This is a genomic window from Psychrobacter sp. ASPA161_9 (assembly GCF_051970275.1).
Taxonomy (GTDB): domain Bacteria; phylum Pseudomonadota; class Gammaproteobacteria; order Pseudomonadales; family Moraxellaceae; genus Psychrobacter.
The window spans coordinates 116,740-139,551 of sequence record NZ_JBEFNI010000003.1 but is presented as its reverse complement, the minus strand read 5'-3'; the positions used below and the strand labels follow the sequence as shown (position 1 = coordinate 139,551).

The window sequence follows — 22,812 nt, the reverse complement described above, 5'->3', positions numbered from 1 at the left end:
ATGGCGGCTATGATGATTTCTAAATACTCTTGTCAACTCAAGACTCAGCGCAAAATTCCTTTATCAATGAATGAGTCCGCAACAGTGATCACGTATCAAGAAACACTTCATACTGCGCTTAGCAGACCAAAATGTCTGCTAGTTGCTAGTGCCATTATGGCGTTATTGCTAACAGGTTGCCAAAGTACGCCAACAGATGGTTTGAGTGGCAGTACCCGTTATCAAACTTCAACGCAGCCAAGTGATAACCGCAACCTTGATAAGCAAGAGATTGCTCGCGTGCGTACTTCACTTGCCGCACAATACATTCGTAAAAATGAGCTTGATACTGCTCAGCGTCAACTTGAAAAAGCTTTTGCTGCTGATAGCCGATATGCGCCAGCCTATGATATGATGGGCGTTTTGTTGCAGCAAGAAGGCAGCCGCCTTAACCTTGAAAAAGCCGATCAATACTTCAAAAAAGCGATTGCGCTTGATAAAGATTTTGATCAAGTGCGTAATAACTATGGCGTATATCTATCACAGATGAAGCGTTATACTGAGGCCGCAGAACAGTTTGAAATTGCAGGTGCAGCACTTGGTTATGAAGGGCGTATTGGCGCACTTGAGAACCTAGGACGTACTTACTTACAGCTTAATAATAATCCAGCCGCAGCCAAAGCATTTTTACGTGCCTTAGATGGTAATCGTAATAGCTTGATTGCTCATATTGAGCTGGTTGACTTATTGCTTGAGCAGCAACGTGTGCAGCAAGCACAAAGACTCTATGATGAGACTTTATTGCTTGTGCAAGGCCAAGGTATTAGCCCGCGTTTGTTATTGCAAGGCATCAAACTTGCTGCCGCTCAAAATGACAGAACCACGCGCCAACAATTGGCACAGCAGCTGCTATCCGCTTATCCATTAAGTGATGAAGCAAAACAACTTAAGACTTGGCTTAACAATCCAGAGGCACCATGGAAATGAACAACCCATCATCAAATCATCAATCTAACGCTCAGGGATCATTTGGTGCCATGTTGCAGCAAGCCCGTAAAGCTAAGCAAATTAGTTTAAAAGAAGTAGCAAGTGAGTTGTTCATCTTAGAGCGTCATCTGCAAGCGCTAGAAGACGAAAACTTTGCCGCTTTACCACAGGTGACTTTTGCACGTGGTTTTGCAATCAACTATGCAAAATTTTTAGATCTAGACCCTACAAAAATTGCGACAAGTTTTGATGCTTCTTATCCAAACGACCTTAAAGCCCGATCGGTAAATAATATTGATACTCCATTGCGCCCAATGGGAACGTTGCAGCGTGATAGTCGTAGCCGTATTCGCTTTAACCCATTACTTATTCTTGCAGTAATAGGTCTTATTATCTTAGCGGTATTTTTATTCCGCATGGTGACCAATGCCAGCCAAGATAACCGCACGCCTGTGACGGAAGTTGAGGACTTATCTGCATCGGAACAAGCGCAAGGGGCAGCGGTTAATAGCCAGTTCGATAGTACTGGTTTAGATGATGTCGGGGCGTCAGGTTCAGCACTTAATTTAGATAGTGCTAATGATATGAGTAAAGTTTCATTAGACGTTGACATCACAGATGATGCTAATGTAACCATTACTGATGCGTCTGGGAACAGTCTCATGACAGGTAGCCAAGCTCGTGGCAATTATAAGCTGCTAGGTACACCGCCATTCAATATTCAAATTGATAACACTGATAATGTAAGCTTATTACTTAATCAAGAATCTGTTGCGTTAAATGAATATGCCACTAATAAGCAAGCAAGTTTTGCACTGTCGCCTTAATAGGTGACTTACTATCAGTTTTTAGCGCTATTATTAGTTTTTTATAACAAGTTTATTAAAAGTTTAGACTGCTAATATTCTCTTATCTTTTGCTCTGATTGAAGGATTTTATATGTCAACGTCATCGCCTATTACTCGCCGTCCTACCAAAAAGATTTATGTCGGTGATGTCGCGATTGGCGGCGATGCACCGATTAGTGTGCAAAGCATGACCAATACTGACACTTGTGATGTAGCAGCGACAGTCGCACAGATTGAGCGCTGTGTTGAGGCAGGCGCAGATTTTATGCGGGTATCTACGCCAACGATGGAGACGGTCGAAGCGTTCGGTAAGATTCGCAAGCTGGTTAGCGTACCATTGGTCGCTGATGTGCATTTTGATCATAAGATTGCACTTGCGGTTGCTGAAGCTGGCGCAGATTGTCTACGTATCAATCCGGGCAACATCGGTAGTGATGCTAAAGTACGCGAAGTCGTAGCTTGTGCTAAGCATCATAATATTCCTATTCGTATTGGGGTCAATGCAGGTTCTTTAGAGAAAGATATTCAGCGTAAATATACTGAACCAACTGGTGCGGCGATGCTTGAATCTGCCATGCGTCATATTGACATATTGGAGCGTTTAAACTTCGACCAATATAAAGTATCAGTCAAAGCGAGCAATGTGTTTTTAACTTTAGATGCCTATCGCTTAATATCAGCACAGATTGATAATCCGCTACATTTGGGTGTGACTGAAGCTGGTGTATACCGTACTGGCGCAGTCAAATCTGCTATTGCCCTTGGTGGTTTATTATTAGACGGCATTGGCGATACTATTCGTATTTCCTTGGCAGCAGAGCCAGAAGAAGAGATTAAAATCGGCTTTGATATCTTAAAGTCGCTTAATATTCGTTCTAATGGCGTAAACTTTATTGCTTGTCCAAGCTGCTCACGTCAAGAGTTTGATGTGATTAGAGTAATGACTGCTTTAGAAGCGCGTTTAGAAGATGTACGCGAGCCGATGAATTTGTCAGTAATTGGCTGTAAAGTGAATGGTCCAGGAGAGGCAAAAGAGTCTGATATTGGTATCGTCGGCGCATCACCAAAGTCATTGGTATACCGCATGGGTCAAAAGAGCCATCTTATCGACACCGACAATCTCGTTGATGAAATAGAAAGCATGGTACGCGCTCATGCAAGAGAGCTTGAGAAATCGCGTGAGAATGAGATTATTAGAGTAAAGTAAGGCGAAGCGTAAAATACTTACTATTGTAAATGGCGGTAAATAGTAACGACAAGAATAACAATAAAGACAATTGTTGTAATATTTAAGGATATAACCGAATCATGATCAAAGCTATTAAAGGTTTTAATGATATTCTGCCGGAACAGGCAGCAAAGTGGCTTCAACTAGAAGCAGTGTTGGCAAACGTATTGGCTAGATACGGTTACGAGAATATTCGTTTGCCAATCGTTGAACAGACTGATTTATTTGCTCGTGCTATTGGCGGTGCTACGGATATCGTCGAAAAAGAGATGTATAGCTTCGCTGATAAGTCTGAGCCGCCAACACCTTTGACCTTGCGCCCAGAAGGTACAGCGGGAGCAGTACGTGCAGTCATTGAACACAATTTGCTGCGCGGTGATACACCAAAGCTTTGGTATATCGGTCCTATGTTTCGCTATGAGCGCCCGCAAAAAGGTCGCTACCGTCAGTTTCATCAGATAGGGGTCGAGAGCTTTGGCAGTGCGTTACCAGATGCTGATGCTGAGCTGATTGCGATGACGCAGCTGATGTGGCAAGAGCTGGGTCTTAAAGATGAGATGCGCTTGCAGCTAAATAGTTTGGGTGAGATTGATGAGCGTCACGCTTATCGCGATGCTCTGGTTGCTTATTTAACAGACAAGCAAGATCAGCTTGATGATGATAGTAAGCGCCGCTTGACCACCAATCCGCTACGAATTTTAGATAGTAAAGAAGCAAGCACACAGGCGCTGCTCACTGACGCACCCAAACTTGCCGATTTTTTGGGAGCTGAGAGTAAAGCGCACTTTGAGCAGGTTCAAGCTTATTTGACGACGCTAGGTATAGATTATGAAATCAATCCGCATTTAGTACGCGGTCTCGATTACTATAACAAAACAGTTTTTGAATGGGTGACTGATAAGCTTGGTAGTCAAGCGACTGTCTGTGCAGGTGGACGTTATGACGGCTTAGTCGGTCAGCTAAAATCAATAGATGCTCGTGATGACAAGGATAATAAAAAACCTGTTAAATCTGAACCTGCTGTTGGTTTTGCGATGGGGCTTGAGCGCTTATTGCTACTCATTGATGCTGTTAACCCTATGCCACCTACATCAGCATGCGATGTTTTTGTCGTTGCCCATCCAGAAGTATATAGCTCGGGTCTCAGTTATGCACAAGACTTACGCCATAGCCGTCCAGATTTACGAGTTAAGATGGCGAGTGCGACCAGTATGAAAGCACAAATGAAAAAGGCTGATAAGTCAGGTGCAGCATTGACTGTTATTATTGCGCAGCAGGAGCTTGACGATAATACGATTAGCATTAAAAATATGCAGACCGGTGATCAGCAATCAGTGGCACAGGATTGGCTGGCAATAACAGAGAATTTTACGCGTCTGTAATAGTTTCAATAATAAAGTGCAGCGATGTAATAGACAACCACTTGCTGTTATGCAATTAGATTTTAGCAACTAGATTTTATCAGGTAAATAACCATGGCTCAGAATACCCAGTCGCCAAATACAGACAACTCGATGCAAGCGCTTAAGCAATATGGTAGCTATATCTTCACAGCTATATTATTAGCATTAGCAGGCTATTTTGGCTGGACATACTGGCAAGATAACCATGCACGGGTAGATACCGTTGCCGCTGATCATTATGCGGATATTCAAAGGCTCAATGAAGAAGTTAGTCTAGCAGCACAAAACCCAGATTTAGAGGCTGAGGCATTGACTGCACTTGCTGCTAGTCGTACCCAGCTCAATAAAGATATCGATGCACTAGTTAGCACGCATGGGGACTCAGTCTATGCTTGGCAAGCATTAATGATTAAAGCTCGTCAGCAGGTCGATAGCGATGATTTTACTGGTGCTACCGAAACTTTGAAAAAAGCTCTAGCAATAGATTTGGGTGATGCAGGCTTAAGTGCTATTACGCGCTTACGTTATGCAGAGACGCTATTATCTGCAGGTGATGCAGATGCAGCTTTAGCAGAAGCTAATAATGATATGCCAAGCTCCTTTGAGGCCAGCCAACAAGAGTTGCTAGGTGATATTTACTTAGCAAAAAATGATGAAGATGCTGCTATCAAAGCTTATACTAATGCTTGGAATCTCATCAGTAAACGTCAAGAAACTCGAGCAGTATTGGCATTAAAGATGGAGAGTCTTGGTATTGTTCCTGAACCAATTAGCGAGCCAGCTAGCCTTATTCAAGCAGCTGCTATACCTGAGACAGCAACACAAAATCCTAATGTTAACGTTAATGATAGCGTTAACAATAGTAACGTTTCTGACCAAGCAGCGCAGTAAATCAGCAGTATAATAAATAGTAATGTATATTACAGACAATTATGGTGCTATTTATTCGCAGCTTCTCAATTTATAGCCCGTTTATCGATAGTTAATTTATTCGTAGTGAGAACATACAATGACCCGATCTATTCGCTTCAGCAAAACGATAAAAAATAAGACCATAAAGTCGACTGTCATGAATGTGGCAGTCTTGGCGCTGATGACGACCGCTGTCGTTGGGTGTAACCGTGGTATCAAGCCAGTGGTACATGATCCAGTCAAACTGGTGCAAATTGCACAACCTGTTAGTGTGCTTCAGCCTGTATTTAGCGTTGATGTTGGTAATAAAAAAGCCAGTAAAAAAGACCCTCTTGCTCTACAAGTTGGCTATAGCAATGCACAGATTGTCACGGCATCACGTGGTGGTGAGGTGACAGGTTTTGATAGTACTGGTCAGCGTTTATGGTCAATGAATGTTGGCAATCAAATCACGGGCGGTGTGGCACTAGATCCATTAAGTCAAACTGCTATTGTTAGTACACGTAATGGTTTAGTAATGGCGTTCGATAGCGCTACGGGTGCTAAGCACTGGGAGCATCAACTATCGGGTTCCGTGCTCACGCCTGCACTGATTAGTAATAACCGTGTGGTATTATCTGCTAATGATGGATTTTTACATGGCTTATCTTTACAGACTGGTCAATCGATATGGCAGTTTGCGACTCAAGTCCCAGCTATTAGTGTCCGCGGTAGCGCAGCGCCAACCTTATTAGATGACAAAACGGCATTACTGGCTACTGCTGATGGCCGCCTGCACGCTATCACGACCGATAGTGGTTTACCACAGTGGTCAAGACGTGTTGGTGTAGGTACTGGTAGTAGTGAAGTTGAACGTATGAGCGATGTCGATGGCATGCCTATCGTTGATAATAATCAGTTATATGCAATTAGCTATAGTGGTCAGTTGCTTGGGATTGATTTAACGTCACGTCAGGTCATGTTTGTTAACGAACTTGCTAGTCTAAAAGCACTTGCTGTGAATAACAAACAAGTCATTGCAACCAGCTTAGAAGGTAAGGTCGTTGCATACGATCGTATTAATGGTAACGTATTGTGGGAAAGTGAAGCACTTGCTTATCGCGATTTGACCAACCCTGTCATGATTGGAAACTATATCGCTGTTGGTGACCTTGAAGGGGTAGTGCATTTATTTAATCCTGCAACTGGCGATATTATTAGCCGAGTACAGACTAAAGGTGCGTTAACTAACTTGCAAGTACAGGGTAGTCGTTTAATGACTCAAAGTGTCTCTGGTCAAGTAGCAATATGGCAGTTAGCACGTTAAATACTTAAATCTATTGTTGTTTTAACTTATTGTTTGTAACTTATTAGATTGCGTTACTCGGTTATTTTTCTTAGTAAGAGTATCTAATAATAGCTTTATATAATTTAAACGCTGCCTTGTCAGCGTTTAATGCCTTGTATAGACAGTACGTTTCGCGTAATCTATGCGCCCTTATATAGGTGCAGTTATTTATAACTAGCGGACTGTCTCATACGATTAATGCATTATCTATCCAATCACAGACTGTTATCCCTTATTATTATTTTTTATCTTTATCATTCATTTAAGTTTGCGGTAATATGACACGTATTTGTTGTCATTATTGTCCGTCATTGAGAGTAACGCATGAGTATCAAGCCCGTGGTCGCCCTAATTGGCCGTCCCAATGTAGGTAAATCTACTTTATTTAATCAATTTACCAAGAGTCGTCAGGCTTTGGTTGCCGACCTATCAGGTCTGACTCGTGATCGCCAGTATGGTGATGCTGCCTATGAAGGCAAGTCATTTATCGTTGTGGACACTGGTGGTATCGGTGAAGCAGACGATGGAAGAGGTGATATTGATGACTATATGTCTGAGCAGTCACATACCGCGATCCATGAAGCTGACATTATTGTCTTTGTAGTTGATGCGCGCGTAGGCATGATTGGTGCCGATGCAGAAATCGGTAAGTTCTTGCATAGCTTAGGCAAGCCTGTATATGTTGTCGCCAATAAAGTCGATGGCGCTCATGATGCTGCGCCTGCAGAATTTTATGCACTAGGATTGGGTGAACCTTATCCAATGGCTGCCAGCCATGGTCGCGGTGTCGGCAATCTTTTAGAAGTAATTACTGCTGATATGCCTGAAGACGTAGATGCTGGAGAGCCAGATGGTCTAAAGCTCGCTATTATTGGTCGTCCAAATGTAGGTAAATCTACGCTTGTGAATCGTCTATTAGGTGAGGATCGGGTTGTTGTGTTCGATATGCCTGGTACCACGCGAGATAGTATCTATATTCCTTATAAGCGCGATGGTAAAAACTATGTATTGATTGATACTGCAGGTGTACGTCGCCGTGGCCGTATTGATGAAAAAGTAGAAAAATTCTCTGTTATTAAAACCTTACAAGCTATCGAAGACTCTAACGTTACTGTCATCGTTATCGATGCGCAAGAAGGTATAGTGGATCAAGATCTGCATATGATTGGTTATGCACTTGATGCAGGCCGAGCATTAGTAGTCGCCATTAATAAGTGGGATGGTTTAACTCATGATCAAAGAGACTATATAAAAATTGAGATGGATCGTCGTTTTAATTTCATACCGTATGTAAAAGTGCATTTGATATCAGCATTGCATGGTACGGGTGTGGGTAATCTTTATCCATCCATTTTACGTGCTTATCAGTCTTCTATGTTTGAAGTGTCTACCAATCGTTTGACGCAGATTTTAGAAGATGCTGTTACTGCGAACCCGCCACCAACCGTTGCAGGCCGCCGTATTAAACTGCGTTATGCTCATATTGGTGGCCATAATCCACCGGTAATTGTTATTCATGGTAATCAAACTGGCTCATTACCTAAGAGTTATCAGCGCTACCTTGAAAACCAATTCCGTGAAGTGTTTAAACTTGAAGGTACACCGCTTAACGTGGTCTTTAAGCTCAACGAAAATCCATATGCTAATAAGAGTGATACGCCAACCAAGGCTAAAGCACAACAATTGCTTCAGCGCCAGCGTAATCGCAAGCAAAAGTATTCAAAGAATAATAAAAGCACTGATAAAAAACGATAAGAAATATGTTTAGAGACCTCTGCAATAGAGGTCTTTAGGCCAAATAAATTGAGAAGATGGTACTAGTATAAGTACTTTCTATCCTTACCACGCATCCTAAAACAAACGATCCATACACTTATGAGGTACTATAAGTAATAGCCGCCATGAGTTGATTGATTAACATGAGTACAAGTCTTCCTACAAACATACCCACGATTATACGTCGTTCCGTATTGCAAGCTATCATTGTGGCAGTTTTGGCAGGCTTCTTATTGTCTTTCGTCTATGCCTTTGTTTATAGCTATCAACAAAAACGTCTCCATGTTCAGCAATTGGGTGAGATGCTTGCAAATAGTGCTTCAATCCCTGATGGTGCTAATCTTGTTGCCAGACAAGTAAGTACATTGTTAGATAGTGACCCGACTCTACAAAGTATTCTGTTTTATTCGACTGATGATCCTATTGATTCCTTGGGTCAAGATGATATCGATAGCGTGAGCAACAATTGGTATAACGCTTTGATTGCTGATACGGTCAGCTTTAACTATCCAGTTACTAGTCGCTACCTTAGTGGCAATAGTATTCAGCGTGCTAACTCCAGTCAACAACTTCCTAGTATATTATCTGTTGAAGCTGAAGATACGACTATGTCAACGACTCAACTGGCAGCTCGTAATACCTTAGTTGGCTATATCAATATTACCTTAGATATCAATAAGCTGCGTTGGTACTGGATACGCATTAATCTGTTATCGTGGTTTGCGACCATTGTTCTGGCTATCTCTATTGTTTGGTTTGTCTTGCGTAAACTTAATTGGCCGACCAAAGATATTATTGAGCTTGCAAAAGTATGCGAAACGGCAGCCAACAACCCTGAGCTTGAACAACTACCAACTATTCAACAGCGTTTCGGATTTGAAGAGCTGATACGCATAAAAAAAGCCTTTATTATTTTATTTGATCGACTAAGAGCCGCACAGCAAGACTATCGTGACCTTGCAGATTTTGAGCAGCAGCTACATAACAAGGATTTGTCTCTTGATATGCAGCGCTCCAATTTTCAAAACATGATTACTCATGAGCTAAAGACTTCACTCAATGCTATTACAGGTGGTTTGCAGTTATTGGACAATCAATATCTCAACGATGAACAAAAAGACACCTTAGCCATCATTCATAAAGGAAGTCATCATTTAGAATTAACGCTTGAACAGATTATTCAGCTAAATAGGATAGAAAAAGGCCAGATGATCGTCAGTTTAAGTGAATTTAATCCATTACAAATGATTGCCGACTTGATAGAAAAATTCGAGCCCACAGCTAGACAAAAAGATCTAGAGTTAATTAGCCGTATTCATCACGTAGAATATACCCTTGAAGGGGACGTGACTAAGATTCAGCAAATCTTAACTACTTTGATAGACAATGCGATTAAATTTACTTATACAGGCCAAGTTGTTATTGATTCTCAGCTAACACATTTTAATGAGAGTATTCGCTGGCAAATTAAAGTTATTGATACAGGTATTGGTATTGATAAAACCTACTTAGAAGATATTTTCACTCCATTTTTCCAAGTTGACTCGTCAGATACTCGTGAGCATGAAGGGGTAGGAATAGGACTGTCAGTTATTAAACAAATTATCCAATTACTTGGTGCAGAAATTGAAGTTGATAGTGAGCTTGGTACAGGTAGTAAGTTCATTGTTACAATGCCCCTGCGTTATAGAAGTCAGACTCAACACCAGAATCTCTTAAAAGGAATGGATATTGTTTACTACCATCACGATGAAGCGGGCTTTACGGTACAAACGTTGAAGCAGCTTGGGGCTAACGTCAAATCCCAGCGTAACGGACAATCGATGATGGATTATATTTTGAAAGCAAAAGTAAATACGATCATGTTTGCAGAAGAGGTATTACCCGAACAGGTCGCTCAATTAGCCAAGTGTATTCGTGAACGGGAAACTACTTGTCGCTCACTATTAATTTATTGGTATCCGCCACATAAAGAGCATTATGTAGAAATTTTTGAATACGATTTAAAAGCCGCAGGGGTAGATTACTGTCATAGTACGGTACAAGATCCTAAAGTATTAACTATTTTATTGAAAAAATGGTTAGCCTAGTTTTTAACTATTAACTATCAAGTTTTGCAGTAACAAGCTTTATATCTGGAATAAAAAAAGACGCTTGATTAGAAGCGTCTTTTTTATGTTTATAAGCTTATCAAAAATAATTGACTGGCTATTATTCTAATAAACTTAGAACAAGTTCTGTGCCCAGCGTACCACATGCTGCCACATCCGGCTCATAAAGCCTGATTGTTCGACATCATTGGTCGCTACGATAGGCACTGAAGCTACTGCTTTACCATCAATTACTGCCAACATTTTACCGATTTGTTGACCCTTTTTGATAGGTGCTTCTATGCTGTCAGGGATATCAACAACAGTAGTGATTTTGTTTTTCTGAGTTTTGCTGGTTAGAATTTGTAGAGTATCGCCTGTTGCCAACTCTACCTCATCTGCTTCTCCAAACCATACTGGTAGCTTGCTAACAAACTGACCAGACGGTGCTTTAGTCACGGTAGTAAAGTGTCCAAAACCCCAGTTAAGCAGCTCTCGCGACTGATCAGCACGCGCTTGCTGGCTTTCTGTACCCATAATGACAGAAATCAGACGCATATCATCACGGTTACTTGAGGCAACCAGACAGTAGCCTGCTGCATCAGTATGACCCGTTTTTAAACCATCTACGGTAGGATCGGTGGCAAGTAAAGCATTACGATTGCCTTGAGTGATACCATTGTAGGTGAATTCTTTTTCAGCATAGATGTCATAGTACTCACCGCTATTTTTAATGATAGCGCGCGCAAGCTTTGCTAAATCAAGTGCTGATGCTTGGTGACCTTCATCAGGCATGCCCGTTGCATTCACAAAGTGCGTATTATCCATTCCAAGCTTTTTGGCTTGTTCATTCATTAATATTGCAAATGACGCTTCGCTACCTGCAATATGCTCAGCCATTGCTTTTGATGCGTCATTACCTGACTGAATGATGATACCGCGTAGCATATCGATGACACTGGCGGTTTTGTTCACTGGCACATACATACAAGACTGGCTACTGCTACCGCGACACCACGCGTTTTTGCTCATCAGTACTTGCTCATCTTCGGTCAAGTCGCCTGAGCTTAAACGCTGCTCGATGATATAACTGGTCATCATTTTGGTTAATGAGGCTGGTGGTAGAGGCTGGTTAGCGTTTTTTTGCGCTAGTATTTCACCAGTATTATAGTCCATCAATACATAGGCGGTATTATCCATCTCCGGTGGTTGAATGGCGGCATTTGCCATTACTGCACTTAAAGATAAGCTAACACCAACTACCAGCTGTACGAGCTGTTGTTTTACAAGCTTTACTGTCATAGATTGTTACACCACATCATGAAACCCAATGCGTCTACCGCCAACTATACTGATACAAGCATTTGAAGCTGACGGTGGACATAAAATTAAGGCCTTATCTTAGCAAAATGCTACCCGATGGGGAAACAATAAATACGATAAAATAAGACGTCGACAATGTGGGCAAGAATAGTCTAAAAAACAGTCTACAGCAACAGCTATGATGACTATCATTTAGATTTAATTTGTTAAAAGATGCGAGAAACTATTTAGGATAGTGATGGCTTTACTATACGCAGGTTATATAGAGGTTTTAAACTTGTACAAATGTCTTATAAAGGTTTAATACAAAAAAGCTTGCTACCCTTTACTCTTAGCTTTCAGAGTGAGGGGTAGCAAGCTCAGTTTGGGTTAAAGCGATTATGCAGTGAGTTATTATGTATAAAAAAGCTCTTATAATTGTTTTATTAGTAGCTTACTTATAGCTAAATTACCATTAAAACTTGTTTTTACTAGGTTGGCAGTATGCCAGTCATTAGTACTCTGCGTTCGCTAAGTCTTCACAAAGCGCTTTGTTGTCTTGTTTAGAGAATCCAAGAGTCCAACTACGAATGCTTTGTAGAATTTGACGATAATCTTGCTGCGTTGACAAATACTGTATAGCCGCTTTAGGGTCTTCTAAAGAAGGCATAAGTTCATGTAGCTGTGTATTATAAGATTTGTAAAACCGTTGTTTTTGTCTTTTGTTTAGCATCGGTGGGCAAATCTCAGACAGTACCTGCATAACAGCAATCTCATGTTTAGTAATACTAACACCAGACATATCAAGAGGAATGGTAGAGACATTACCATTAGCTGCATTAGACGTTTGTGCTAACATGGTAACAGAGGCTATCAATCCAACAAGGCCAACTTTTGAGGCTATTTTCGAAACTGTTTTTGTCGTTATAGAAATCATAGCTAATATCGATTGATTCTTCATTCGGTATCACACTCGCTTTGCGTTATTTAATGGTGTTATGGTAATCGGAAAAAAAATAAAAGTCACATAAAATATTGGCTTATGTGTAGATGTCTTGTGACCTGATGGCGATTCGTAGCAACATATCAGTAGCATCTGCCCATAAGTTACATTAGCCTTAATAGATAATTGTCTATTGTTATTCGTTGTTGCCTATTGTAACGAAAAAATACGCTAAATGGTGACCAATCAGTATCAGTATATACATCCACAAAGGTGGATTTTGTAATGTTAAAGGAGTCATCAAGCATTTGTAGGTGCAATTGCAACTGATTGATTATACTTGACTTTAAGGTAAGAAGTTAAGTGTTAGTTTATGAATGTCCACTATTAAGTTATAATCGCTTTCAAGGTTATATAGTGATTCTATATATCAAGTGATTCTATACACATAGACTAGCTATTGACTTACTTATCTATGAATAGGTATTCATTAAATATAACTATTATTACGCTGATAACTGTATTTCAAATGACATTGTATTTATACAACGTTTTTATTTTTTACTTTTTTATATCTATATCTATATCTATATCTATATTTATCTGCTGCGCTTTAGCTCACCAAAACTATCTTTTACATCAAAGCATTGCTACATTGTGCTGTCTATATTGATAAGTCATATGAACAGTAGCAATGAAACTATAGTAAGCGAGTAAGCGGCTAGAAAATAATAAGCAGCTAGAAAATAAGATATGATTATATTGAGCTGATATGAAGTTTTTAATTAGTAATGATGATGGGATACATGCGCCAGGATTATTAGCGTTATATCAAGCACTCTCTAAAGTAGGAGAGGTAATGGTCGTTGCACCAAATGCAGAAGAGAGCGGTAGCGCAAGCTCGCTCCATATCTCACAGCCATTATATACCCACGAGCTGCCATCAGGGTTTATTGCCGTTAATGGCTCACCTGCAGATTGTGTTTATCTTGCGTTACATCAGCTTTATTCAGATGTTCAGTTTGACTGTGTGATTACAGGTATTAATTCTGGAGACAATTTAGGGCAAAAGGTATTTTTTTCAGGTACTTTTGGTGCGGCGTTGACTGCCCAACTCTTTGGCGTACCAGCGATTGCAACCTCGTTAGTAGGCGGTAAAATCAAGGGTAACGGAGAGGATAAAATCAGTCATTATCAAATGGCAGCAGAAGAAATCGTTAAACTATTGACTGAAACCCCTATATTGGAAGAAATCACGCGTTTGCCCTATCATGTACTAAACGTCAATATTCCTAATGTAGACACGGCTGAGGCTATTAAGGGACGTAAGGTCACGACTCTAGAACATAGTCTACTGGCAAACCCTGTACATCAGATAGTGGATCCACGTGGCCGTGATGCCTATTGGTTGTGTTTAAAAAACTGCCAAAATCCGCAAACCGAAGAGTATAGCGGCGCTTCTATCGATACGTTTAATGATGATTCTATAAATGGATATAAGCCTCTAGGTATAAACAGCCTTGAGCTTAAAAATCAATCGATAACAGATAATAACGATAGCGTAGTTGTCTATACTGATGCTCAAGCCGTCGCAGCAGGCTACATTAGCTTATCACCTGTTCGTCTGCATCATACGCCGACTTATGCGCTTGATCGACTCTCGACCTTAGCCTTGTAAGGCGCTCATATATTGATATTTAATATTAGAAGTACTGTTTTTATAAATAGAGTCAAATTCTATAAATAGAGCCATATTATGGTTATAATAGCGGCGGTATAACTCTATAAACTGTAAAGATAACAACACGATAATCGTGAGTAATATAAAGAATAGGAAACCTTGTATGAAAAAGCTTATTTCTAAGTCGCAGCTGGCGACTGCTGCTTTAGTCGGAACTCTAGCGATTGCGATGACAGGCTGTGCGACTAAGCCTACTTATCAAAATTCTGCACAATCAGGTCCTAAAATCATCACCAATAGCCAAGGTGTACCTAACTATCATCTTGTCAGACGTGGCGATACTGTCAGTCAAATTGCTTCACGTTATCGCTTAAATTATCGTCAAATCGGTGCACTTAACGGTCTCGATAGTAAATATACTATCTATAGTGGTCAATGGCTCAAGCTTTGGCACGGTGAGCAAAGCGCGCCTGTACGTCCTACTAGTAACAACAACTATGACGTTGCTGCTACACCATCGACTCCGCAGCCGCAATACACACCACCGCCTACGACTGGCTCAACTCCTGCTTATGAGGTAACTGCTAACTCGACAGCAGGGTACGAGTATCCTAGCCGTAACCAAGTAATCCGCAATTTTGATGCCTCATCTGGCAACATGGGCATGTGGTTTGCTGGTAAAGAAGGTGATCCAGTACTTGCTAGCCAAAGTGGAACGGTACTGTATTCTGGCGATGGGCTAACAGAATATGGCAATCTTATTATGATTCGTCATAGTGGCAATTACATTACCGCTTATGCGCACAACAGCCAGCTACTCGTCAAAGAAGGCGAAGCAGTACAGCTCGGTCAACGTATTGCCAGTATGGGTAGCAGCGGCCAGACCAACCAAGTAGCACTGCAATTCCAAGTGCGCTTGAATGGTAATCCTATCGATCCGCGTGCAGTCTTAGGTCGTTAAATATTGCTTAACTTAGGTGTCATTTAGTCTAAGCTGAGTAATAGGAGCTCAAAGCCTATTGCATATCTATAACCTGTCACTACTTTTCATATCGTTGCAAAGCCTTATGAAAAATAGTGACAGGTTTTTTTATAGGTCATTAAAAGTGACTTAATATACAACCTATTAACGAAGTACCATTTTTAATTCAATAATTTTAAATAGACAGTTTTTACTCAAAATTAAAGGCAATATCCTGCAATGACTACCACGATTTTTGACACGCAAAGCTATAACTATCCGCAGAACTTTATGGAGATTAAGCCTAAGCTTACGCGTCTTGAAAAGGCGATAAAAAAGCTCGAGGCCAATCTAATCGACGCTGATGACGATGCAAATATCGAGCTGCTTAATCAAAGATTGAATGGTGAATTAGGGTTAAAAGTAGACTATGCCAGTGAGCTAAATCCTGACCAATTGTTAGCAGCCACTACTATCGATGGCAAGGTATTGGTCATCGCAGGTGCTGGCTCTGGTAAGACCAAAACGTTGACTTATCGCACCAGCTATTTGTTAGAAAATGGGGTGACACCCAAAAGCATTTTGCTACTAACCTTTACTCGTAAAGCGGCGAATGAGATTAAGAGTCGCGCTAAGACGCTGCTAAATAATACTTTGTCTGATGATGAATTATCAGAAGATATACTACCAACCAGTAAAGCGTTAAATGATATCACCAGTGGAACCTTTCACTCATTCTGCAATATGCTATTGCGCCAGTATTCAGGGCTGCTTGGTATTAATCCGCGATTTACTATCTTGGATACAGGCGATAGCGAGGATGCGATCGATTTAATTCATAAAGAAAAAAAGTATCCTGCGCAAACCAAAAGCCAAGCCTTTCCTCGTAAAAAGACCTTGCAAAATATCATCTCCACCTCTAGAAATAGACGCATTCATATCCGCGATTTAATCGAAAGTAATTATCCTGATATCGCCGTACATATTCCCATTATCGAGCAATTAGCAGTCGATTTTCATGAGTATAAGCGTGCCAATCATCTCTATGATTTTGATGACATCATTAGCCAAGTCGTGCGCCATTTAAAGACCAATGACACATTTAGACAATTACTACAAAACCAATATCGCTACATCATGGTCGATGAATATCAAGATACTAATATCCCGCAAAAGCAGCTGATAGATTTGATTTGCGAGCCTGAATCGGTATCGTTGATGGTGGTCGGGGATGACAACCAAAGTATTTATGCTTTTCGCGGTGCTAATTACGAAAATATTCTATTGTTCGGCGAAACTTATCCTGACGCTAAGCTCATCAAGCTTGAGCAAAACTATCGTAGTACGCCTGCTGTTTTAAATTATATCAATGCTTTGTCAGCACAAATTACTTTGGGGTATCAAAAACAGCTCTATTCAAACGCTACCATAGTGGGCAACAAGCCCATCTTTAGCCGCGCCAGCGATGAAACGAAAGAAGCGAAATATATCGCTGATAAGATCATAGAGTTAAAGCCAGATCAGGATTACAACGATTTTGCGGTACTGTGCCGCACGTCTTTTCAGTCTAACTACGTCCAGCTAGAGTTCATGGAACGTCATATTCCATTTATCGTGGTAGGCGGAATTAAGTTCGTTGAGCGCCGTCATGTCAAAGATGTCTTAGCTTTTATCAAAATTATTTATAACCCCAATGATACGATTGCTTGGCATCGAATCTTGACCTTGTTTCAAGGAGTAGGGGCAGTGACTGCGACGCGTTTGACTCAAGCGATTAATGCTGATAATAATTCTTTTAAGCCATTGCTGACGGCAAAGTTTGCCAAAAAAAGTGGGCAACTTGAGCCTTTGTATCATACTCTGACTAAGGCAAGTCAGGCAGAATCAGTCGAGACTATTATTGAGCATATTTTAGAGTTTTATATTCCTGTCTTAAAAATGATTGAAGAGAACTGGCGTGAGCGTAGCGAGGACTTTCGCGTTCTCAAAAACTTGGCAACAGAGCATAGTAGTCTTGATAATTTCTTGGAAAATTTGGCATTAGATCCGCCCAATGACTCAGTGGCAACGACCAGTCAGCCTGAGGAAAACGATAAAGACAAAGTCACTATCTCGACCATTCATAGTGCTAAAGGGCTAGAGTGGCCAGTGGTGTTTGTCAATTCATTAGTCGATGGTATCACGCCGCATCATCGCTCTTTAGATGACTTTGAGGAGTTAGAAGAGGAGCGAAAATTATTCTATGTGGCCTGTAGCCGTGCTAAGAGCAGACTGTATCTAACCGCGCCAGATTATTTTGCCAGTTATTCAGGGTATTTTGACAAGCCCTCACGATTTATCGCTGAGTTGTCTGCAGATGAAGTTGAGGTTAAGCGTTCTAGGAAGTCCTTAGAGATGCTGGCGAGTGATGATCCGGTGTGGTGGTGACCGTTAAGGTTATACAGCCACCATTTTTAATATTTTAACTAAGCATTATATGCTTAAGCATCAGCTTCGATATCAATGATTGGTTCTTCAACAGTAGTGACGACTCTAGATTCAACATATGAGCTACTATATGCTGTGTCGGTAGTGATTGGGTAAATCTCTAAACGCTCTAGTTCTGCCAATAAATATTGGATGACTTCACTTTTACGAGTGACGAAGGTGGACGCAAAGCAGCGCCAGAATTTCCAGCCCGCACGCTCTAAAATACGCTGACGTTGCATATCGCTGTTCCATTTGTCAGGTCCATGATATCTATCGCCATCACATTCAATGGCTAGGCTGTTGTCGTTTTCGCCTTCGACAACCATATCAATTCGGTAAGCACCTGCTTTAACCTGAGGAACCACTCGATAGCCTCTTTCAACCAGAAGGTCAAAGACTTCTGTTTCAAAAGGCGACTCACACTTATCGCGCAAATCAATGACTTCTTCTTCATGTTGCATAAATGGTGCTTGAAAGTGTTTGATGAGTTCTGCTCGATAATGATCAGCTTGGCTAAGCTCATCCAACTCAATACTGCGTACCAAATACATTCTATCGCGCGCCCTCGATGCAGCAACATTCATCCGCTGGGCAAAAGTGTCTCTCGTTTGTGCATGGGCAGCTCCGGGTGCCACTACCAACGACAAAAACATGATATCGCGCTCTTTACCCTGAAAGGTTCTCGCATCACCGCAGGCAATATCAAAAGTGGTCATGAGAGTCTCATCCAATTCTTTATTGAGTATCTCCATAATACTATGCGCTTGCTTATTGCCTAATAATGAGACGACGCCGATGGTTTTACCTTTGTAAGCTGGGTCAGAAACGATGGTTTTGATTTCATCGACAATAAACCTGACTTCTGAAGGGTTGATATTAGAGCCTTCAATGCGATAGCCGTCGGTAACGTATACATCAATCAGTGGTGGATCTAAGCGCTCTGAAGGTTTGGCTTTACGTAACGGTATCAGCTCATGATTATAAAATTCACGTTTTGAGAACTCAATAATAGGCGCAACACTACGAAAGTGCTCTTTTAACATGACGCTGCTATCGGCAAAAACGACTTTGAATAAATCATATATTGAACGATCAGGTGACATCTGTGAGCGGTAAACAGGCACTTGATTGCTGAGATACTGTGCCATCAAATTACGAATTTTTTCGATATCGAGACCAACGCCTTCTGGTGACACTTGCTTATCGTCACCAACGATTAGAACTTTCTTCGCTCTCATGATGGCTGGTAACGCTGTTAAATCAGATTGGGACGCTTCGTCGATGATAACCAAGTCAAAACTACCAAACTCTGCTGGCAAGGATTCAGAAATACGATAATGCGGCATAATCCAACAAGGGATAGCCGCACTTGCTCCCGCAGAGGCCTCACGCGCTTCACGGCGATAATAATGTGCGCCTTTGCCTGTCCCTTTACCAATACGCATAATGGCAGAGCGGTATTTCTCTAAAGACGCTCTAACGTTTGGCGTCGCATTCTCAGCGACTTTTAGCCATGCTCTTTTGGTGATTGCTTCTTGATAGAGTCTTGCCAAATCTGACTCTAAGTGGCTACGAGTTTTGGTTAAATCAACCAACTCTTTGCGACCATCTATACTGTCTATAAAGCCCATCAATCGGCTAAGACGCCAAATCTGCTGCCAGTTATCAGGCAGCAAGTCATCAGATGACAGTGTATCAAATGACAACGTATCTTGAGAATTAAGACAAGGCTCATGGCGCAATTGATTTGCCCAGAGTAGTGCGCCACTGTCGTCGATAAGCTGAGTAACGGCAGTGACCGTCTGTAAGTCTGTTGCAAGATTATTTACTCGCTGTAGCTCATTGAGTAGCTCTTCCCACTCCGTACTTAATGCCTCATCTGACAACGACAAATTACCGATTTTCTGATTTAAAAAGAGCGTTATTTGTTCACTAATGACGCCATTACAGTCAGCAAGCTTATTAAGTAAATTTTCTTTTAGCGTGAGACTTTCTGCTAAACCATGTCTCTTCAAATGTTGTTTAAGAATACCTTCAATTTTAACTAAAATATCCTTATTATAAGGTGCGGTAGAAATAATATCCCAGTCCAAGAAAATAGCATGTAACGCTTGTCTAATAATGTGTTGTAGGTTGTTGCTATCGACAATGTCTCTATATAAATGAACGGCTGAATTTAAATTAGACAAGTTATCAGGTGCTACATCGAATATTGGTAGGGGTAGGTCATTCGATAATGCATTCCAACGAATAATGAGTGCCTGAGATTTTCTTCTAAACGCTATAAAGCTGGATATATATTGCCAGTCCTCTACAGTTGAGGGTTGCGAAGAGACAATCGTGATAGCTTCAAGGCTTTTCTTCTCAGCAGACTTACCAAAAATCCCAGCGATACCAAATGGTTTCTTGCCTTCGGATAAGTTTTTGACCGCGTCAACAAGCTCTGGATTTTTATCAAAACCATCAGCCATCGTGATAGGTTTAGTTAAATAAATGGTTCTCTCATTAAAAAGCGACTTAATCTCATCGTTGAGTACAGTTAGATGAGCGATGATGTCTTGCTTAGTCTCATCAGCTAAGCTCTGCTGAATATGAGTCGTCCAATCCTGCCCAGCCGCTGCAATCTTTTGAAGAAGATCAATTAAACGAGATGTATTAGCAGTGATTTCCTGAGCAATATTTATTGTGCTAGCACTGTCATTTACTAAGCTTGGTAGCGCTCCTTGCTTTTCAGCTGCTTGCGACTCATTGAGATAACTCAAATCTTTGTGCAGTTGTTTTACGGTATTGATAGAAGGGAAGTCTGCAACAGCAGGTATTTCTTTATCAAGAGAATCTAAATCGCTTCCGAGCTTTATTCTCATTTTTCTTAGTTCAGTCATATCGGCATGAGTAAATCGAGGCCTAAACGTCTCTTCTATGCCTAATGTATCTGAAAAGCTTTCGATAAGCTGCCTGTTTTGAGCAACCTCAGTCGCTGCATCTATGGGCTTGATGGTTTCGCTATCCATAACGATATCATCAAGATTTAAGCGCGCCCAAGCCGTAATCTTATTGTCAGTATTAGCCAGTTGCGCATGAATGGTATCGATTTGATTATCAAGCATGACGATTTCTTTTTTGTAGGCATCTCGATTGATACTCGCAACTTCACTTGATATTTTTTTAATCGTATATTCGAACTGTTTTAAACCCTCATTTTCACTGGTCAGTAGACTAACCGCTAGCGGGCGAATGGATTCAGGCAGTTTTTCTTGCAGCACCTTTAATGCAGGATCTTTCATCGACGTGACTAACACGCGTTTACCCAGCGCTAAGTAATGACAAATAACGTTGGCAATGGTATGAGTTTTTCCTGTACCAGGAGGACCTTGAACGACAACGCCGTCATGGACATTTAGTTGCTGTACGATTTGTACTTGTTCATCATTGAATGCTTTAGGAAAATATAGCTCAGCTGGCGTGCCTGTATAATTTTCACTGCCGCTGACCATAGATAGACCACGATAAGGGGGTAGTATGATTTCTTTATCTTCTGTAGCAGGCTCAGTCAACATTGCTATAAGAGCATTTGGTAAAGGAAGGTCATCGCTATTTTCAAGCTGAATGGCGAATTTATCTAAATCTTGCAAAAATATATTATTGCTTCTAGGGCGCGCCATAATGACCCATGTATCGGTGACGATAAGATGATTTTGCGCCTTAGGTATTTTTCGCTCATCTGCAATGGTATGGTCAGGCCAATAAACGCCAGAAGCATCAAGCAAGGTCACTGCTGATTTTAAAATAGGCTCATAGCTACTTGGCAAAAACGGATTTAGTAAAACATCCTCTGATTCATAAAATTGTTTACTGTTTTTTAATAGATTGGCCAAACCTTGGTTCTCATCAATAGAAAAAGGTTCAGTCTCAAGCGTAGAAGGAGAGGGGTTGGGCTTTATAAGTAGAGCCATTGTCTTTTGATCTAAGTCGATTTCAACAGATTGTGTTAATAATGGATACTTTATTTGCCCGCTATTCTGCTCATTATTAGCGTTTTGTCTTACAGCAACACCGACACCCCAAACCAGCTCAAGCGATTCATCAGCTAGGTTGCCTTGTAGCATTTGATTGAGCTTAAATAACTTTGCATATAAAGCAATACTTTGGCGTACAAGCTTCTCTTGCACTAGCCAAGGCTTCCAAATATTTTTGAGATAATCATTAAATTCATTTTTTAAAGATTCTCTTTCAGGAAAATCTTTTAGATAAACTTCTTTTTCTGATAATTTTTCTTCTACTTCTAATGTCTTATCCTGATGGCTATCCTCGACTTCAAACGGGGTGAATGCTTCTTCATAAGCGATAACACCATCATCTATTAAATTTTGTACATTGATTTTTTCTTTCAATAAAGGCTGATCGCTAAATTTGATTGGAAATGTTAACCAATGTGCTAATAGTGAGCTGTTGGGTTTAGGTGCTGAGTTTTCACGCAATCGCTCTAAACGAAGCCAAACGTCCTCGGAGGTATCGTCGGTGATGTTCAGACTGATACCTGGCAAGCCTATCGTTTGTTCTTCAGTACAAGTGAAATCACTGTGTTTAGCAAAATCTTGAGTAGGCGCTTTTTTCATTAAAGCACACTGTTTAATGAATTCAATTTGAGAGGCCAGTCTTTGTGCGTAAATAATCATTTATTAAATCTTCCAAATCATCAAAAATATTAGCGATTACTTCACTGAAAATACAAAGACCAAACTATAGCACAGAAATTAAAATCAAACTTTTATGTCCTAATAAGTGTGTCCATAGTTACTAATACTTGACAATATTTCAATAAACCCTATACTTTTCTCATAGGATAGTTTAGTGACTTTTGTTGGTAATCTATCAGTTTTGCTCTTAATGTCGCAATGATGAGAAT

General features: G+C 40.7%; 14 protein-coding genes. 11 read left to right on the top strand and 3 right to left on the bottom strand.

From position 1 onward, the window contains the following. The first annotated feature begins 9 nt into the window (after nt 1–9). The 8 genes from pilW to ACTQ9S_RS05120 all read left to right on the top strand — a co-directional run bounded on the left by pilW (nt 10) and on the right by ACTQ9S_RS05120 (nt 10,550). Nucleotides 10–966 (top strand): type IV pilus biogenesis/stability protein PilW, encoded by a 957-nt coding sequence (gene pilW, locus ACTQ9S_RS05155; RefSeq protein ID WP_440454173.1) that lies wholly within the window; start codon nt 10–12, stop codon nt 964–966. Continuing rightward, a complete protein-coding gene (locus tag ACTQ9S_RS05150; RefSeq protein ID WP_440454171.1) occupies nt 957–1,793 on the top strand; it encodes a RodZ domain-containing protein in 837 nt (278 codons plus the stop codon). Before pilW ends, ACTQ9S_RS05150 begins: the two co-directional genes overlap by 10 nt. 112 nt (nt 1,794–1,905) lie before the next feature. Continuing rightward, nucleotides 1,906–3,021: a flavodoxin-dependent (E)-4-hydroxy-3-methylbut-2-enyl-diphosphate synthase gene (ispG, locus tag ACTQ9S_RS05145; protein WP_068034998.1), complete on the top strand. Its 1,116-nt coding sequence runs from the start codon at nt 1,906–1,908 to the stop codon at nt 3,019–3,021. Between the two features lie 101 nt (nt 3,022–3,122). Continuing rightward, nucleotides 3,123–4,424 (top strand): histidine--tRNA ligase, encoded by a 1,302-nt coding sequence (gene hisS, locus ACTQ9S_RS05140; RefSeq protein WP_068034999.1) that lies wholly within the window; start codon nt 3,123–3,125, stop codon nt 4,422–4,424. Between the two features lie 93 nt (nt 4,425–4,517). After that, a complete protein-coding gene (locus ACTQ9S_RS05135; protein ID WP_082787168.1) occupies nt 4,518–5,336 on the top strand; it encodes a YfgM family protein in 819 nt (272 codons plus the stop codon). Between the two features lie 178 nt (nt 5,337–5,514). Beyond that, entirely contained in the window at nt 5,515–6,663 is a 1,149-nt protein-coding gene (gene bamB / locus ACTQ9S_RS05130; protein WP_440454169.1) for an outer membrane protein assembly factor BamB, read from the top strand. Nucleotides 6,664–7,008: 345 nt separating this feature from the next. Further along, a complete protein-coding gene (gene der / locus ACTQ9S_RS05125; RefSeq protein ID WP_068326750.1) occupies nt 7,009–8,439 on the top strand; it encodes a ribosome biogenesis GTPase Der in 1,431 nt (476 codons plus the stop codon). A gap of 164 nt (nt 8,440–8,603) precedes the next feature. Then, nucleotides 8,604–10,550: a sensor histidine kinase gene (locus ACTQ9S_RS05120; protein WP_440454167.1), complete on the top strand. Its 1,947-nt coding sequence runs from the start codon at nt 8,604–8,606 to the stop codon at nt 10,548–10,550. 135 nt (nt 10,551–10,685) lie between these two features. On the opposite strand, the gene ACTQ9S_RS05115 is transcribed toward ACTQ9S_RS05120, so the two are convergent. Next, a complete protein-coding gene (locus tag ACTQ9S_RS05115; protein ID WP_068035003.1) occupies nt 10,686–11,852 on the bottom strand; it encodes a D-alanyl-D-alanine carboxypeptidase family protein in 1,167 nt (388 codons plus the stop codon). Between the two features lie 514 nt (nt 11,853–12,366). Further along, complete coding sequence (locus ACTQ9S_RS05110; RefSeq protein ID WP_227514120.1) at nt 12,367–12,711, bottom strand: MCR_0457 family protein; 345 nt, start codon at nt 12,709–12,711, stop codon at nt 12,367–12,369. Between the two features lie 856 nt (nt 12,712–13,567). On the opposite strand from ACTQ9S_RS05110, the gene surE reads away from it, so the two are divergent. From surE to ACTQ9S_RS05095, 3 genes are all read left to right on the top strand, one after another. Further along, on the top strand, nt 13,568–14,473 hold the full coding sequence (gene surE, locus ACTQ9S_RS05105) for a 5'/3'-nucleotidase SurE (protein ID WP_440454165.1): 906 nt from the start codon (nt 13,568–13,570) through the stop codon (nt 14,471–14,473). A gap of 166 nt (nt 14,474–14,639) precedes the next feature. Next, a complete protein-coding gene (locus ACTQ9S_RS05100; protein WP_440454163.1) occupies nt 14,640–15,437 on the top strand; it encodes a LysM peptidoglycan-binding domain-containing M23 family metallopeptidase in 798 nt (265 codons plus the stop codon). 240 nt (nt 15,438–15,677) lie between these two features. Beyond that, nucleotides 15,678–17,864: an ATP-dependent helicase gene (locus ACTQ9S_RS05095; RefSeq protein ID WP_440454161.1), complete on the top strand. Its 2,187-nt coding sequence runs from the start codon at nt 15,678–15,680 to the stop codon at nt 17,862–17,864. 53 nt (nt 17,865–17,917) lie between these two features. Here ACTQ9S_RS05095 and ACTQ9S_RS05090 read toward each other — a convergent pair whose 3' ends face one another. Further along, nucleotides 17,918–22,582, bottom strand: a complete 4,665-nt coding sequence (locus ACTQ9S_RS05090) for an AAA domain-containing protein (protein WP_440454159.1) — start codon at nt 22,580–22,582, stop codon at nt 17,918–17,920. Nucleotides 22,583–22,812: the final 230 nt, after the last annotated feature.